Here is a 16989-nt window from a genome sequence, read left to right on the forward strand (position 1 = left end):
TGCTAACAAAACTCCGTAGGAGTGCAATGTTTATAGCAGAATATTTATAGAAATAAATTTATCGATCACAATTTTAGCTCCATAGGAGCGACATAATTTAAACATACAATAATTTTTAGATGTTGAATTTTACGTTTTACAAAAATCTAAAATCAACAATCTAAAATCTAAAATAAAAAAAATGACTTTCAAAGAACAAATACAACAAGGAATTCCATCGATATTACCTCCAAAAAAAGAGTACGATTTAGCGATTAATCACGCGCCAAAACGAAAAGAAATTCTTTCGGCTGAAGAAAAAAAACTGGCTTTAAAAAATGCATTGCGTTATTTTAAGTCTCAACATCATGCCGAATTAATTCAGGAGTTTTCAGAAGAATTAGAAAAATACGGTCGTATTTATATGTATCGTTTACGTCCGGATTACAGAATGTACGCGCGACCAATTGATGAATATCCAGGAAAATCATTGCAGGCAAAAGCAATTATGCATATGATTCAGAATAATCTGGATTATGCCGTGGCGCAACATCCTCATGAATTGATTACGTATGGCGGAAACGGAGCTGTTTTTCAGAACTGGGCACAATATTTATTGACAATGCAATATTTGTCTGAAATGACAGACGAGCAAACTTTGACGATGTATTCAGGACATCCGATGGGATTATTTCCTTCGCATTCAGAAGCACCAAGAGTTGTGGTTACGAACGGAATGGTGATTCCGAATTATTCAAAACCGGATGATTGGGAAAAAATGAATGCCTTAGGCGTTTCACAATACGGACAAATGACCGCAGGAAGTTATATGTATATTGGACCACAAGGAATTGTACACGGAACTACGATTACAGTTTTGAATGGTTTCAGAAAAATAAAATTAAATCCTGAAGGGAATTTATTTGTGACTTCCGGATTGGGCGGAATGTCAGGTGCTCAGCCAAAAGCAGGAAATATTGCAGGCTGTATTACGGTCTGCGCCGAAGTAAATCCGAAGATTACCAAAATCCGTCATGAACAAGGCTGGATTAATGAAATTGTAACTTCGACAGAAGAATTGGTTCAGCGAGTCAATTCGGCGAAAGCCAATAAAGAAGTAGTTTCGATTGCTTATTTAGGAAATGTGGTTGATGTTTGGGAGTGTTTCGATAAAGAAAACATCAAAATTGATTTAGGTTCAGATCAGACTTCCCTTCATAATCCTTGGGCGGGTGGTTATTATCCGGTTGGAATTTCATTTGAAGAAGCCAATGAAATGATGGCCAATAATCCTGAATTATTCAAAGAAAAAGTACAGGAATCGTTACGCAGACAAGCGAAAGCAATAAACAAACATACTGCAAAAGGAACTTACTTTTTTGATTACGGAAATGCGTTTTTATTAGAAGCTTCCCGCGCCGGTGCTGATGTAATGGCCGAAAATAATATCGATTTCAAATATCCAAGTTACGTTCAGGATATTATGGGACCAATGTGTTTTGATTACGGTTTCGGACCTTTCCGATGGGTTTGTACTTCAGGAAAACCGGAAGATTTACAAAAAACAGATACTATCGCAAGTCAGGTTTTAGAAGAAATGGCAAAAACAGCTCCAAATGAAATTCAGCAACAAATGCAGGATAACATCAAATGGATCAAAGGCGCACAGGAAAATAAATTGGTTGTAGGTTCTCAAGCCAGAATTCTCTATGCCGATGCTGAAGGACGTATTAAAATTGCCGAAGCCTTTAACCAGGCGATTGCCAGAGGTGAAATTGGAACCGTTGTTTTAGGACGTGATCATCATGACGTTTCCGGAACTGATTCTCCTTACAGAGAGACTTCAAACATCTACGACGGATCTCGTTTTACAGCTGATATGGCGATTCAAAATGTGATTGGTGACAGCTTTAGAGGCGCAACCTGGGTATCTATTCATAATGGTGGTGGAGTTGGCTGGGGAGAGGTTATAAATGGTGGCTTTGGTATGGTTCTTGATGGTTCTAAAGAAGCTTCAAAACGTTTAGCCTCAATGCTTTTTTGGGATGTTAACAACGGAATTTCAAGAAGAAGCTGGGCTCGAAATGACGAAGCAATTTTTGCCATAAAAAGAGCAATGGAAGTTCAGCCGTTACTAAAAGTAACTTTACCTAATATAGTTGATGAAACGCTATTCTAGTTAAAAGTTATTTATCAGAATTGAGAACAATAAATTTTTATAAATATGAAAACATTCAAATTAGTACCCGTTTTTCTGCTTTTAATACTAGCCTCTTGTAGCTCAGTCAGTGTTTATTCTGATTATGATAAAAACGTAGATTTTGCACCTTATAAAACCTATGCTTTCTTTAAGCCCGGAATTGATAAAGTCGAAATTTCTGATTTGGATAAAAGAAGAATTCTACATGCCATAGATACCGAAATGCAAGCCAAAGGTTTTACGAAAAGCGAAAATCCTGATTTATTAGTAAATATTTTTACTAAATCAAGAGAACAAGTTAGCGTAAATCAATTTAGCGCCGGATGGGGCTACGGTTGGGGCTGGGGATGGAATCCTTATATGATGTACGGAGGACAAACTACAGTTTCAACTTCTACAGAAGGAACTTTATTCATCGATTTGATTGATGCAAAAAGGAAAGAAATGATCTGGCAAGGTGAAGGGGTGGCAACCTTAACTAAAAACGTCGATAAAAAAGATGCAAAAGTCGCTGAGATCGTAAACAAAGTTTTAGCACAATATCCGCCAGTTAAAAAAAATAATTAATACATTTGCGATTCAATTATCTGAAATGAAAAACTTAAATAACATTATTATCTCTATTAGTATTATTGCTATTCAGCAGTAATGGTGAGGTATTATATAAATAAGTAAACAAAATACAATTTATTAAACCTCCCAAACCGGGAGGTTTTTTTATTAAATAGCCACGAATTACACAAATTTACACGAATTATTTTTCGTTCCAAATTGTAAAAATTAGTGCTAATTCGTGCAATTCGTGGCTAAAAAAACAAAACTGATGAATCTATTTAACGAAGTACTTGCTGCCAAAAAACAGCTTGAAAATGTAGTTGCTGCTACTCCACTGACACAAAATTTAAATCTTTCAGAAGAATTTAAATCGACTATTTTATTAAAAAGAGAAGATTTGCAAATTGTCCGGTCGTATAAAATTAGAGGAGCATATAACAAAATTTCTTCGTTGAATGAAACTGAAAAAGCCGTTGGAATTGTTTGTGCAAGCGCTGGAAACCATGCTCAGGGTGTCGCATATTCCTGCCATCTTCTACAGATACAAGGCAAAATTTATATGCCAAAAACGACTCCAAAACAAAAAGTAAAACAAGTACAATTATTCGGAAAATCATTCGTTGAAATTGTGCTTACCGGAGATACTTTTGATGATGCTTACGCTTCAGCAACTGCAGATGCTATTCAAAATCATAAAATATTTATTCATCCATTTGATGATGAAAAAGTGATTGCAGGACAAGGAACTGTTGGATTAGAAATTCTGGACAGTTATAAAGAACCAATCGATTATGTTTTTGTTCCAATTGGTGGCGGCGGATTGGCTTCTGGTTTATCCGAAGTTTTTAAGCATTTAAGTCCAAATACGAAAATCATTGGTGTTGAGCCAAAAGGCGCCCCTTCAATGAAAACTTCTATTGCCGAAAATAAAAATACCGCTTTGGCAACTATAGATAAATTTGTTGACGGCGCTGCTGTAAAACAAGTTGGTGATATGACTTTTGATATCTGCCGAAATAATTTAGAAGATATTGTTCTGGTTCCCGAAGGAAAAGTATGTACTACGATTTTACGTTTGTACAACGAAGAAGCAATGGTTGTAGAACCAGCCGGAGCCCTGACTATTGCCGCTTTGGATTTTTACAAAGATAAAATTAAAGGAAAAACCGTTGTTTGTGTGGTCAGCGGAAGTAATAATGATATTGAAAGAACGGCCGAAATAAAAGAACGTTCTTTATTATATGAAGGTTTGATGCATTATTTTATGATTCAGTTTCCACAACGTCCGGGAGCTTTAAAAGAATTCGTAAATAACATTTTAGGACCGGATGATGACATTACTTATTTCCAATTTCACAAAAAAAACAATCGAGAAGTGGGCTCTGTTGTGGTTGGTTTAGAATTGAAAAATAAAAAAGACATTATGAATATCAAGTTGAACATGACCAAAAATGGTTTTGAGTTTCAATATTTAAATGATAATCAGGATTTGTTTACACAATTAATTGGCTAAAAATCTTGTCCCCTGACAAATATCAGCGAATAGAAAAAGTTATAGTGTAATTTTGTATTTTATTTTAGATCTAAAAACATGGCAACTCTTAAAGATATTTCAAACATAGAAGACATACAATTAATGGTCAACACTTTTTATGACAAGGTTAGGCAAGATGATCTTCTTGGTCCAATTTTTAATGATAAACTGCAGGACCGCTGGCCAATGCATTTACAAAAAATGTATGGCTTTTGGCAAACTATTTTATTTGATGTCCGTGCTTATTCCGGAACTCCGTTTCCGCCATACAAACAATTACCAGTAGATAAAACTCATTTTGACCGTTGGGTTTATCTTTTTAACTCTTCAATTGACGGACTTTTTGCGGGACCAATTACGGAAGAAGCAAAAATGAGAGCTGAAAACATGGCCTATATGTTCAATCATAAAATTGATTATTTCAGAAATTTAGAGAATCAATAAAATTAAATTCAAATGACATTTCTAAATAACTAAATTTGGCCGAATCAATTTTTAATAAAACATGAAAAAAGCATTACTATCTCTTCTATTTTTTCTTATTGCCATTATTTCTTCCAATGCTCAAGCCTCTAAAAGCAATTTATACAAAGGCACAATTGACGGAAAAATAGCTGTTACTTTTTTTATTAAAACAGAAGAAAACCCCTGCACAGCTGATTTAATGTACACTTCTATGTATCGATATGACAAATCCGGTAGTTGGATTCAATTGAACATTACTCAGAATACCAAAAACGAGAATCAGTTTGCATTAGTAGAACATGGCTTTACTGGCGTTATGATTTTGAAAAAAGACGAAACTAATTTTAGTGGTTTATGGATAAGTTCTGACAGCAAAAAACAATTGAAAGTAGAACTGAAAGAAGCCAAAATGACTAAAAAAGAAACAGAATCTTACGAAGCTAAAATGGAAAAAGTTAATTATGAAAATAACGATTGCTAGAAAATTGTTACTTCTTTAATTTAAAAACAACTTTTGAAAACGAATCCCCTAGCCCCGATGGGAGGGAAAATCCTTTTGTGCCGGGGTTCGGCACAAAAGATTTGGAAGGACAGCGGGAAATAGCTCCTAAAAACCATATACTTCTCAAGACAAAATTTCTATTAAAACCTCAATAAAAAACTCTTTCGAACAAAAAAATTGTGATGAATAGCAAAAATTAGCGCCTTAAATTCGTAATTTTACATTCTTAATCTACAACGTTTTCGAAATGAATCCAAATATTGAGACAAACCCGTTATTAGAGCGATTGCCGAAACATTTAAAGCAATTTATTAAGCCACAGGATTATAGCGATTATACGCCAATTAATCAGGCGGTTTGGCGTTACGTGATGCGCAAAAACGTAGATTATTTATCAAAAGTGGCTCATCATTCGTATTTGGATGGTTTGAAGAAAACGGGAATCGAAGTAGATTCTATTCCGAGTATGTACGGAATGAACCGAATTCTGACTGAAATTGGCTGGGCTGCGGTTGCCGTTGATGGTTTTATTCCGCCCAATGCTTTTATGGAATTCCAGGCTTATAACGTTTTGGTTATTGCTTCAGACATTAGACAATTAGAACATATTGAATATACACCTGCACCAGACATTATTCACGAAGGTGCCGGCCACGCTCCTATTATTGCGAATCCTGAATATGCTGAATATTTGAGACGTTTTGGCGAAATTGGCTGCAAGGCGATTTCATCTCATAAAGATTATCAGATGTACGAAGCGATTCGTTTGCTTTCGATTTTAAAAGAAGCGGAAGATACGCCACAGGAAAAAATTGACGAAGCAGAAAAAGCCGTTGCTGATTTGCAAAACAATATGGGTGAATTATCTGAAATGGCCCAAATTCGTAATTTACATTGGTGGACAGTAGAATACGGTTTAATTGGAACTGTTGAAGACCCTAAAATTTACGGTGCCGGATTACTTTCTTCTATTGGAGAAAGCGCCTGGTGTATGACCGATAACGTAAAGAAAATCCCTTATGATATTTCCGCTGCGAATCAAAATTTTGATATTACACAGTTGCAACCTCAGCTTTATGTGACGCCAACTTTTTCTTATTTGAGTTTGATTTTAGAAGAATTTGCGAATAAAATGGCATTGAGAACCGGAGGTCTTTCCGGAATTCAAAAACTAATTCATTCCAATGCTTTAGGTACAATTGAATTAAGTACTGGTTTACAGATTTCAGGTGTTTTTACGAATGTTTTGGAAGAAGAAGGAAAACCGGTTTACATTCAGACTACAGGAAAAACAGCTTTATCCTATCGTGAAAAAGAATTAGTGGGTCACGGAACTTTGACACATCCACACGGATTTGGTAGTCCGATTGGGAAACTAAAAGGCTTCAATTTAGCGATTGAAGACATGAGTCCTAAGGATTTACAAGCTTATAGTATTGTTGAAAATGAAACTGTAAAACTGGAATTTGAAGGCAATATTATTGTTGAAGGAGAAATTATTACAGGTTCCAGAAACTTACACGGAGAAATTATTTTAATTAGTTTCAGAAATTGTACCGTAACACATGGCGAAACGATTTTGTTTCAACCTGACTGGGGAAATTACGATATGGCAATTGGTAAAAAAGTTGTTTCTGCTTTTTCCGGTCCAGCCGATGTGAATAGTTTTGATCTGATTAATATTGTTCCGACTTCTCAAACTATTAAAGCAAAACATACAGACGAACGCGATGATTTAGAGGTTCTTTATCAAACGGTTCGTTCTATAAGAGAAAATAAAGATTCGAAATCTGAACTAAAATCTGTTTTTGAAAAATTAAAAAATAATCATTCTAATGACTGGTTGCTTTCTGTTGAAATTGCAGAGCTTTTGAAAGATTCTGATGAAAAGCAATTATTGCAAGAAGTATTGGTTTATTTGGATCAATTGAAAGGAAAACGACCTGAAGTGGCACATTTGATTGCTGGCGGACTGGATTTAATTTTCGATAAAGAAGCAGTATAACGATTTGCCACGAAGGCACTAAGACACCAAGATTTTTAAATTTGTTTCACGCAGATTTGGCAGATTGAGCAGATTTGAAATCATTTTAATCTTTTAATCTGTGGCAAAAAAACTTTGTGTCTTAGTGCCTTCGTGGCATTATAATTTCAAATCCTGATTAAAATCTTTATCAGATTCAATCGTTTTACCATCGTATTGCAGTTTCCAACCCATTGAATTCGTCAAAATCAAAATCTTTGATAATTCACTAATTAATCTGTTTTGAGCGTTTGTTTTCAGGGATGAGTTTTCAATTTTCTTTGCCAGATTTGCTTTTACCGATTTATTGATTTTATTATAATCCTCTCCTGTAAACGGATTCAATTGACTTTGCTCAACATCATAAAACTTAATATCCGGGTTGATGGTAATTTCTTCTTTTGGGATATTTAAAATCGTAATGGTTTTATTTTTTTCGTCAATGTCGTATTTCATTTTATGCAAATCGTAAGCAACTGTAACATTTGCATTTACGACAACTAGAGCTTTCTTTTCAAAAGAAACCATATCGAGAAAATATTTCTGCTGATTTTTATACGTAATCACTTCAGAGAAATGCCCTTCGGTAACAACCAATTTACCGACATTTAGAATTTGCTGTTGAATTAAATTGGTATTGTATTCAATATCCTTATCATCCTCTTTTTTAAATTGGCAAAATTTAAAAGCCAAAATGATTAAGAATACGACTGAACCTAAAACTAAAATTCTTTTGAGTGTATTTTGCATTACTTTAATTTATTAGACCAATTTACTTCTTTTTTGTGAAAAGAGGACGCAAAAAATTAGCCACGAATTCACGAATTTAATTTTTGTGGAATTTGATTTTAAGTTATCCATTTTGCATCAAATAAAATTCGTGAATTCGTGGCTAATTTTTATAAATTTTCTAGAAAGGATATCCAATTGCAATATTCAAAATCAGGTTTTCTTTTCGCCATGGGCCGCTTCCAAAATCTATATCTTTAATTACCCATCTTTCGCCATCTGGCAGATAAGGTTTTCTTAGCGGAAATGCCAAATCGGTTCTTAAAATAAAGAAAGAGACATCGAAGCGTAAACCAACTCCGGCACCAACAGCAATTTCTTTCATAAAATCTTTAGATATTTCACCTCCTGGCTTATTTGGATCTTTATTCATCAGCCAAATATTTCCGGCATCGATAAATGCCGCACCTTTTACAATACTAAAAAGTTTTGCTCTGTATTCTGTACTGAATTCCAATTTCAAATCTCCCGATTGATCTGGGAGATAATCGTTATCAGTTGTAGTATTAAGATAACTTCCCGGCCCTAGTGATCGCGCTCTAAAAGCTCGAATACTATTGGTTCCTCCTACTACAAACTGCTTCGATGTCGGCAACACACCTGAATTTCCGTACGGAATTCCGACACCAAGAATGACTCTGCTAGCCAACTGACTTTCTTTTCCAAGTTTTAAATAATGCCTAAAGTCTCCTCTAAATTTTGCATATTGGCTAAAAGGAACATCAAATATCTTGATCGTATCATTCTTTTTGACATTTGCTCCGGTAATTAAACCCGTAACATTTCCTGCCAAATCAGCTTCTCCACTAAAATAAAACGTATTCTTTTTACGCTTTTGCATTGTATTGGTGTAAGTATACGTATACGTTGGTCCAAAAATCAATTGTTTTTCAATTACTTTCTTCAATGATTCATCCTCTTCAGCGTCAGCTAAATATTCTGCTGTCACATGATTTGGACTCACATATGTAATATCCATCAAATTAAATTGATGCTCTTTTCGAACATTCTCTTTCCATAAATAACCGTATGACGCTTTAAATGAATTCAAAGCATATAATTGTGTTCTGTTTTGATATTCATATCTCACTGTTGCTTTAGTTCTTGGCACGTATTCGCTCGAACCTTCCACATGAAAAAACGGAACAATAAATCTCGGCCAGGTTAAACTGGTTTCTGTTCCCACTTTATAAATATTTTTACCATTATTGGTTCCGGAAAGCTGAAAATCGGCCCCGCCAAAAACAGAAACGGTTAGTAATTCGGCACCACGAAATAAATTTCTGTTGTTCCAATTTACATTAAGTTCTGTACCTGTATAACTGGCCGAATTCGTTTTCCCTAAAACCTCAACACGAATGAATTTCTTTGGCAATAACGTTAAATAATAATACGAATCTAAAGTCTTAGGCAAACTATCCGAAGGTTTGAATTCATTTTTTACAAAACTAAAAGTTCCGAGATTGACAAATCTGTTCAATGTTAAATTATGGTCTTTTCTGTTGTACAAATCTCCTTTTTTAAAGTAAATCGCGCGATCAAAAACTCTTGGTTTAAAAGTATTGGCTGTATCAATAATCGTAAAATCTTTATACTGAACTACATCTTCCGGCTTGTATTTCAAACTATCTTTTGAAATAGAAAAGTTTGGGTACACAATAATTTTATTAATCTTATAGGCCGTAAGCGCTTTGGGTGGCGCATCTGCTTTGATTACCAGTCTGACTTTTACTTCATGATCCCCTTTTGTGCTGTCAACCTGTGCTAAAATATAATCAGGATTAAAGTAATAATATCCTTTTTCTTTAAGTCGTGCGTCTATTCTTTCTCTTTCTGCTTTAATGACATCTAAATCATAGGGTTTGCCTACTTTCAGTAAACTTCTTCGACTTGATCTTCCAATTATTCTTGACATGGCTAACGAATCATCTGGAAAAGTCACACTTTTAATGATATACTGTTGTTTAGGCGTTACTGTATATTCTGCTGTAGCTCTTTTATTTTTAGCTGTTGAATCGGCACTGACACGTGTTTTAAAATAGCCTCGGTTTTCGGTAAAATTTCGTAAAACGGATGCATTATAATCCAAATCTACTTTACTAAAAAGCACTGGCGGTTCGCCCACTTTTGTGCGCAACCAATAGCGAAATCCTTTTTGCTTTTTTGGTTCTCCGGCAATATTATAAAACCATAATTTAGGACGCAATCCCAAAAATCCTTTGTTTGGTTTAGGACGCAACAATCCTTCCATCTCTTTCTCCAGTGCTTTCCTTTCCTTCTTTTTAATAACAGAATCTTTTACTGTCACAGAACCGCCTGTATACAATAATTCGCCTTCCGGCAGATATTTTGTATTACTGCATCCAAAAACAAAAAATAAGGACAGCGCAATAAAATATCTGATATATTCCGTTTTCTTATTGCTATGTTTTTTGCTCATCTCCTTCTAATTGATTTTCGTCTTTTTCTTTATCCTCTTTCTCTTTCAGCTTTTTCTTCTCTTTACGCAGCTTCTCTTCTCGAATCATTTCTTTTTCTGCCAAAGTGCGATGAAAAAGCTCGCGGAATTTGTTATAACTCATCGTAATTATAAAAGCCACTCCGGTTTCAATAACCTGACCTTCTACCGCAACCTGATATTCGTTTTTTCGATAAGCGCGAAGCATGTAACGGCCGTCTTTTGTTAATTGGTAATCGAGTGCCACGTCGCCGGCAATATTGGTACTTTCTTCATTGGCGCGTTCCTGGCCTTCAACGGCAAAACTGCTTCCAACAGTAATTTTCAAACGATCATCTAACAATTTTTTAGAAATTCCGACATTTAAATCTGTTCTGTCTTCTCTGGTTCCTGAAGTATAATCGTCTGTGGATTCTAAATCGAATTCTAACTGAACTCCTGTTATTAATTCTCCTGCTAAATCATTCAATTGTTGAGACAGAATTTTACTAACACTTTGTCTGGCCAATGATTCGGCGCTTGTTCCACCGCTTTCGCTCGCAAACGGATTTTCGCCAATAAATCTGTTCAATAATAAAAGGGCAAAAACCTGTTTGTTCAATTCGGCTGGCTCTTGTCGCAATTGCTCTAATTTTTGTTGTGTGGTTTCTACAATCGTAGATGATACATCATAATTTCCATCTGGCAGGACAATATCAAAAGTGATTTCAGGCTTCATTAATTCGCCATTCATTTTTAATAAAGTCTGAAATGGTATTTTTTGTTTATAAGTGTTTTTAGTGGTTTGAGATTCACTTCCTAACTGATTTCCAAGTAAATCGATTGGCGCTGCTTCTACTTTGTAAATCGCCGTAATATTGACATTTGCCGCAGTCGGCTCACCATTCCATATAATATAACTTCCTTTTTGAATATTGAATTTTCTGCGGATCATATTGAAATTCATTTCATACGCTCCATCCGAGAATTCATATTTACCTGTTAAAGTTGTTTTCCCTGACGGATCAATTCCGCCTGTTAATTCCGCTTCGCCTTTTAGGTTCAGATAATCTCCATTTCCTTTATCAATTACCAGCGTAAGATCAGCTTCTTTATCTATGGAGATCGCAACATTAACGTCCATTCCAAGCAACTCAGATTGGTCTAGTTTTTCTTTCATCTCAGCCGTTTGCCTCAGGTATACATTATCTTCGTCAACAAATTCAACTATTCCCTCTCTGTCAGCAATCGAAGGGTCTGATTGTGGTAAAACAACCGAAAATTTAGTTTCATCTTTGATTTTAATATTTCCGCCAACAATAGGATTTTCAAGTGTTCCTTTGATATTTAGTTTGGTATCTAAAATTAAATCTCCGTAAAACAAATCGTTGTCTTTTTCTTTAGAATGAATTGCTCTAAAATCATCTGCGACAACGGTCAGGCCGAAATCAAAATTGGTATAATCCGCCGATTTAATGGTTCCGTTTATTGTCAGTTCGTTATCATTTTCATCATGAAAAGTAAAACTATCAAACGTAATTATATCATTTTGAAGCGTGATTTTCTCTTGTTTTGTTTTAAAAAACGAATCAAATTTTGTTACTCTAAAACCAGTATCATTAAAATTCAATTCCCCATTCACTTTGGGAGCGCTAGCATTTCCTGTAATTTTGAAATTTCCAGATAAATAGCCGGTTCCTTCTTTAATATTATCCATACTGAAACCCTGAATACTTTTAATATTCAGTTTATTCAGATCCAGATTAAAGTCCAAATTTCCATCAGCAATGGCGTATGTTCCAGTTAAGTTTACGTCATTATCTTCTCCTGTCAGTGTGACATTGGCGTTCAATATATTATTGGTTTTATTATCCACTTTAACCGCAATATCGCCAACCGGCTCTCCTTTAAAAGCAAAATCATCAATTTTTATGTCTGATGTAAAAGTTGGTTTTGTCATTACATTTTCGGCAACAGCATTTCCATTGATCAAACCTTGCATTAACAGTTTATCTTTTTTAACCATATTCATAATGGTCTCAATTTTAAAGTTTACAAAATCAACTTGTAAAGGTGCATTGTCCTGTGTTCCCTGCGATTGAATTTTAAGTTCGTTTCCTGAATTTGCTAAAAAGAATTTATTGATATAAAGTCTTTTTCCGCCAAATTCAACAGCATTTTCAGGATCGATATTCCATTTGTCATAATTTAGGACAAAGTTTTCAGCGTCAATTTTGAAGATGTTTTTAGAATCTTCGGCTTTAAAAACGCCGGCAATAAAATACTGTTGCTTGTCTTTTGCATCTTTTACTTCCAATGCATAATCCAAAATATTATTTTCGATTTTTCCTGACAAACTTGTGAACGGAATTTTTAAAGAACCACTCTCAATTGTTGCTACAGAAATCTGATATTCCAAAGCATTTTCTTTGGCTTCGATATTTATTTTTCCGTCAGCGATGGTATTATCAGCATATACAATTCTCGGAATCGTTCCTTTAATTTCTAAAGAATCGGCTACATTATTGTATTTTCCTTCAATTTTAAGAGGCTCTAAACCCGTTAATTTTGGAACCAATTTGAAAAGAATTGGATCGTTGTCAACCGTCAATGTGAAAGCCAAACGTTGTTCATCCGATTCTCCATTGACTTTCGGATTTTTTAAATCGATGTATTTTGACAATGATTTTTTTACTGCAGAAACCAATGTGGTTAATTTGTATTTTCCGTCCACTTCAGCTTTCAAAAATTGAGAAGAAATTTTGATATTATTTCGGCTTTCATCAGAGAAAGCAATAACTCTAATGGAATCTAAAACAATTGGTTCTTTATCCTGTAAAACCTGAATGTTCGAAAGAAATACTTTTCCGTTTAGAAAATCAGGATTACTATTGGCAATATCAGCGTCGATATTTCCGCGTAATTTCATTGGTCCGGCGTGAAGGTGCAATTTTTCCAAATCGGCTATATCCAGATTTAATTTTAATTGAACAGACGGATATTTATCTTTTGTATTTCCACTTGCTACTAAATCAAAATTTAAATTAGGGTCTTTCATTCCAGATTTTACTGCGAAAGATCCGTTTTCAATATTTCCTTTTAAAGCTAAATCTCTATAGGTATATTTATTAAAAACTGCTTTCTGAACCAAACCGTCAAAATCTGCCTGAGCCGTTTTTGGATCTAAACCTTTTCCTTTTACTTTCGCTTTAAGCGTAATTTTTCCGATCGAATCATTTTTGATTAATCGACCTAAATCGAAATCTAATAAATAAACTGTTGCATCGTATTTCTCTCTTCTCTTAACGCGCTGGTCAAATAACGCATCGACTTTTGCATTTCCGAAACTACTGTTTAAAGCCAGATTGGTTTTGAAATTCTGTACCGAACCTTTGAATTTTCCCTGCATCCTCAACTGAGAAGGCAATTGAATATTTTTCGGAATGGTTCCTGCCGGCACAAATCCATAAATATCTTTTGAAGTACTTGAGAGTTTTTTAATATCTAAATCGTAATACGCTTTTTGAGCATCAGGCAGCCCTTTGATCTTCCCTGAAAGGGAAACTTTAGTGGTTCCAATTCCACTCATTTCAAACTGCGGAATAGTCAAATCTTTCACTTTTCCACTCAAGCGTGTATTCAAATACAAAATCGCATTTGGATTACTTTTAAACGGATTTGATTTCTGCAAATCGGGAGCAAATAATAAAATGTCTTTAAACCCGATTTTTGATTGCTGTAAATTCGCATCCAGGCTCAAATTGGCAATATCCTTTTTTAAGGCGTCAAGCGAAGGATAGGCCACTTTTATTTTATTCTGGAGAAGGGTTTGTGGTGTTCTTAAATATAAATCCTCTAAAGAAGCATTTTTGGGTCCGTAAAAGAAATTGGTTTTTAAAGACTGAATCTGTAATCCGCTTTTATCGTTCACAGCAAGTGATTTTATATTTCCTGAAATCATATCATTTCCGTAATATAATTTCTCGGCTTTAAAATTGAATTTATCCAAATCCATGTGACTATAATCAATTCCCTTAGAAACCGGTTTCGATTGCATATCATCAAATTTGAAAGCGATATTCTCTAAATTAACATCAGCCAGTTTTACTTTCCAGCCGGATTGCTTGATTGCGGTTGTATCTAAGCTTGGCGCCTGAATTTGTTTATCTTTAGCGCCTAATCTTAAATTCCCTTTTAGATTTTTTAACTCGAATGTATTAAAATCTAAAAACTGATTGTTCATATCAATTTTATTGACTGATAGATCAAGATTGCCCAGTTTTATTCCTGAATCTAATTTGGAATCTTTATTATCATATAACAGATCAATTTTTGATAAACTGATTTTTCCGAGTTTTAAACTGAAATCTTTTCTTTTCGAAATGGTATCAACTGTTTTCACAGAGACTTCAGCAATCTTCTCGACAACATCCTGATTCAAAACCACTTTTAATCCGTTCAAAGCAATATTCGGAATATCAAAATTCATTTTATCCAAATCGAATTCATTGAATTTCGTGTCAAAATGCGTCAGTTTTACACGAACATCATTTTTAGAATAATCATCTTTAAAATTGAATTTGATATTATCGAGATTTACTTTTACAACAGATATTTTGAAAGGCTTGCTATCCGGATCTTTTGGTTTTTCCGGTTCTTTTGATTCGAAAGCTTTTATGATATAATCGAAATTGAAATCACCGCTTTTATTTCTGGAAATGTTGGCTGTAGTATTTTCTAATGAAACCGAGTTGATTTCCAATTCACTGCTGACCAATTTAAACAAATCGACATCTACAACTAAACGTTTACCAGCCAGCAAAGTATCCTTCTTTTGATCTTCAAAATAAAAACCTTCCAAGACTACATCTTTTGGAAATTTAATCGAAATATGATCTAGAGCTACTTTGGTTTTAATCTTATCGTGCAGATAAGTTATCGCTTTGTCCTTAACGAAATTCTGCACCGATGGAACCTGAATTAAAATAATAACAAGCAATAAAAGTGCAATTATAGAGCCCACGCACCAAAGCAGTATACGTAGTGTTTTTTTTAGAAAATGAATGGTTTTCGTATTCATGCGTCAATAAAACACGTTAGATTAAAATTGCGTTATTATAAGGCTGTATTTGTACAGTTTACAAAATTGAAAAATTTAAACTTTAACAATTTACATAATTATGCTCAAATATTCTAGAATTTTACTGACAAATAATTATTTTCCTACTTTTTGAGGTTTGGCCACGAAGGCGCTAAGGCACGATTTTTTTTAGAATCTGATGTTAGGCCATTTTTCGCCTAAAGCATTTATTTTTTGCTGAAGTTTAGCAAGGAATTTTTGATGTTGTTCTGATTCGGGATTGAAGCTTCTGTGGCGAAGGCTTTTTTGAATTTCCGAGACTTCCTGCATTAGAGAAATACTTTCTTCCGTCATATAATTTTCGCTGAATTTATGCCAGATATAATCAATTGCAACTTGGTTTGGATGCAACATATCTTCTGTATAAAAGCGATAATCACGAAGTTCATCCATCATGATTTCGTATGAGGGAAAATAATTGTGAATTGTAAATTGTGAATTGTAAATTTTTAAAACCTGATGCAATGCTGTAAATAAATGCGATTTACTTAGTTGATTTTCTGCGAAACCATCTTTGATATGGCGGACTGGCGAAATTGTAAAAATGAAGTTTACGTTTGGATTTATAGTCTTAATTAAATCGACTGTATTTTGGATGCTTTTTTGAATTACATCAACCGGCAATAATTCTTTTGAGAATTGTTTTTGAGGGACTTTATGGCAATTGGCAACAATCTCGTCGCTTTCCAGATTTCTGTAAATCCAGGCTGTTCCGTACGTTATAATAATATGAGTTGCTTCTTTTAAATGCTTATTGGTTTCTGAAATCGCTTTATTTAAAGTTTCTAATAATTCTTGTCTGTCAGAATTGCTTAAATCTGAGTGTACTTCAAAAGAATGCCACCGCTCATTGTAAAAGAATACGTCTTTTTCTGTGAACTCTTTTTCGTTAACCGTTCTTTCAATTACTTTCTCAATAGAAACCGGATTGAAAATAATTCCAAACGGATTTGTTTCATTCTGAAATTTAAAATAATCAAATTTCTCCGCCATATTCTCTGCAAAACAAGAACCAAACGAAAGCACTTTCGAATTATAATCGATTGGATTATTTGATTTTGATAGCGGGATCTGGGTTCTGAACTGCATATTTATGACTTTTAAACAAAGTTAAAGATTACTGACGACTCTCTGTTTAAAATTGTGAAGAAAAAATCTCGCAAAGCCGCAGAGTCGCAAAGTTTTTAAAATACAGGTGTGCTTAAGTTTTTTAATCAAACGCTGTGTATTAACCAAATTCTTTTTTCAGATTTTTAGATTGAACACCATACACTTCGCGACTCTGCGACTTTGCGTGAAATTGATTAGAGTTAAAGTATCACAATATACTCTGACCCATTTGCCTAAAATTTATTAATGCTAAAA

Annotated in this window: 10 protein-coding genes; 6 read left to right on the forward strand and 4 right to left on the reverse strand. The window is 34.3% G+C overall.

The genetic code is table 11. From position 1 onward, the window contains the following. The first annotated feature begins 181 nt into the window (after positions 1 to 181). The 6 genes from BUA98_RS19015 to BUA98_RS19040 all read left to right on the forward strand — a co-directional run bounded on the left by BUA98_RS19015 (position 182) and on the right by BUA98_RS19040 (position 7240). Entirely contained in the window at positions 182 to 2158 is a 1977-nt protein-coding gene (locus BUA98_RS19015) for a urocanate hydratase (RefSeq protein WP_072975118.1), read from the forward strand. Between the two features lie 45 nt (positions 2159 to 2203). Continuing rightward, positions 2204 to 2746 carry a DUF4136 domain-containing protein gene (locus BUA98_RS19020; RefSeq protein ID WP_072975120.1) on the forward strand — a complete coding sequence of 181 codons (543 nt, stop codon included), beginning with the start codon at positions 2204 to 2206 and terminating at the stop codon, positions 2744 to 2746. 256 nt (positions 2747 to 3002) lie between these two features. Then, positions 3003 to 4247 (forward strand): threonine ammonia-lyase IlvA, encoded by a 1245-nt coding sequence (gene ilvA, locus BUA98_RS19025; RefSeq protein WP_072975536.1) that lies wholly within the window; start codon positions 3003 to 3005, stop codon positions 4245 to 4247. A gap of 78 nt (positions 4248 to 4325) precedes the next feature. Next, complete coding sequence (locus BUA98_RS19030) at positions 4326 to 4712, forward strand: group III truncated hemoglobin (protein WP_072975121.1); 387 nt, start codon at positions 4326 to 4328, stop codon at positions 4710 to 4712. Between the two features lie 61 nt (positions 4713 to 4773). Continuing rightward, complete coding sequence (locus BUA98_RS19035) at positions 4774 to 5214, forward strand: hypothetical protein (protein ID WP_072975123.1); 441 nt, start codon at positions 4774 to 4776, stop codon at positions 5212 to 5214. Between the two features lie 268 nt (positions 5215 to 5482). Continuing rightward, complete coding sequence (locus BUA98_RS19040; protein WP_072975126.1) at positions 5483 to 7240, forward strand: aromatic amino acid hydroxylase; 1758 nt, start codon at positions 5483 to 5485, stop codon at positions 7238 to 7240. Positions 7241 to 7378: 138 nt separating this feature from the next. Here the strand turns inward: BUA98_RS19040 and BUA98_RS19045 are convergent, their stop codons facing one another. The 4 genes from BUA98_RS19045 to BUA98_RS19060 form a co-directional block, all read right to left on the reverse strand. Further along, positions 7379 to 8008 carry a DUF4230 domain-containing protein gene (locus tag BUA98_RS19045; RefSeq protein ID WP_072975128.1) on the reverse strand — a complete coding sequence of 210 codons (630 nt, stop codon included), beginning with the start codon at positions 8006 to 8008 and terminating at the stop codon, positions 7379 to 7381. A gap of 160 nt (positions 8009 to 8168) precedes the next feature. Beyond that, a complete protein-coding gene (gene tamL / locus BUA98_RS19050; RefSeq protein ID WP_072975130.1) occupies positions 8169 to 10487 on the reverse strand; it encodes a translocation and assembly module lipoprotein TamL in 2319 nt (772 codons plus the stop codon). Beyond that, positions 10471 to 15564 carry a translocation/assembly module TamB domain-containing protein gene (locus BUA98_RS19055; RefSeq protein WP_072975132.1) on the reverse strand — a complete coding sequence of 1698 codons (5094 nt, stop codon included), beginning with the start codon at positions 15562 to 15564 and terminating at the stop codon, positions 10471 to 10473. Before BUA98_RS19055 ends, tamL begins: the two co-directional genes overlap by 17 nt. Positions 15565 to 15753: 189 nt before the next feature. Beyond that, entirely contained in the window at positions 15754 to 16713 is a 960-nt protein-coding gene (locus BUA98_RS19060) for a GSCFA domain-containing protein (RefSeq protein ID WP_072975134.1), read from the reverse strand. Positions 16714 to 16989 lie beyond the last annotated feature (276 nt).

The organism is Flavobacterium saccharophilum, assembly GCF_900142735.1.
Classification (GTDB): Bacteria; Bacteroidota; Bacteroidia; order Flavobacteriales; family Flavobacteriaceae; genus Flavobacterium; species Flavobacterium saccharophilum.

Coding starts and splice junctions, on each gene's coding strand:
- BUA98_RS19045 (WP_072975128.1), bottom strand. CDS start 8,008: ATGCAAAATACACTCAAAAGAATTTTAGTTTTAGGTTCAGTCGTATTC.
- ilvA (WP_072975536.1), top strand. CDS start 3,003: ATGAATCTATTTAACGAAGTACTTGCTGCCAAAAAACAGCTTGAAAAT.
- tamL (WP_072975130.1), bottom strand. CDS start 10,487: ATGAGCAAAAAACATAGCAATAAGAAAACGGAATATATCAGATATTTT.
- BUA98_RS19040 (WP_072975126.1), top strand. CDS start 5,483: ATGAATCCAAATATTGAGACAAACCCGTTATTAGAGCGATTGCCGAAA.
- BUA98_RS19030 (WP_072975121.1), top strand. CDS start 4,326: ATGGCAACTCTTAAAGATATTTCAAACATAGAAGACATACAATTAATG.
- BUA98_RS19035 (WP_072975123.1), top strand. CDS start 4,774: ATGAAAAAAGCATTACTATCTCTTCTATTTTTTCTTATTGCCATTATT.
- BUA98_RS19060 (WP_072975134.1), bottom strand. CDS start 16,713: ATGCAGTTCAGAACCCAGATCCCGCTATCAAAATCAAATAATCCAATC.
- BUA98_RS19015 (WP_072975118.1), top strand. CDS start 182: ATGACTTTCAAAGAACAAATACAACAAGGAATTCCATCGATATTACCT.
- BUA98_RS19055 (WP_072975132.1), bottom strand. CDS start 15,564: ATGAATACGAAAACCATTCATTTTCTAAAAAAAACACTACGTATACTG.
- BUA98_RS19020 (WP_072975120.1), top strand. CDS start 2,204: ATGAAAACATTCAAATTAGTACCCGTTTTTCTGCTTTTAATACTAGCC.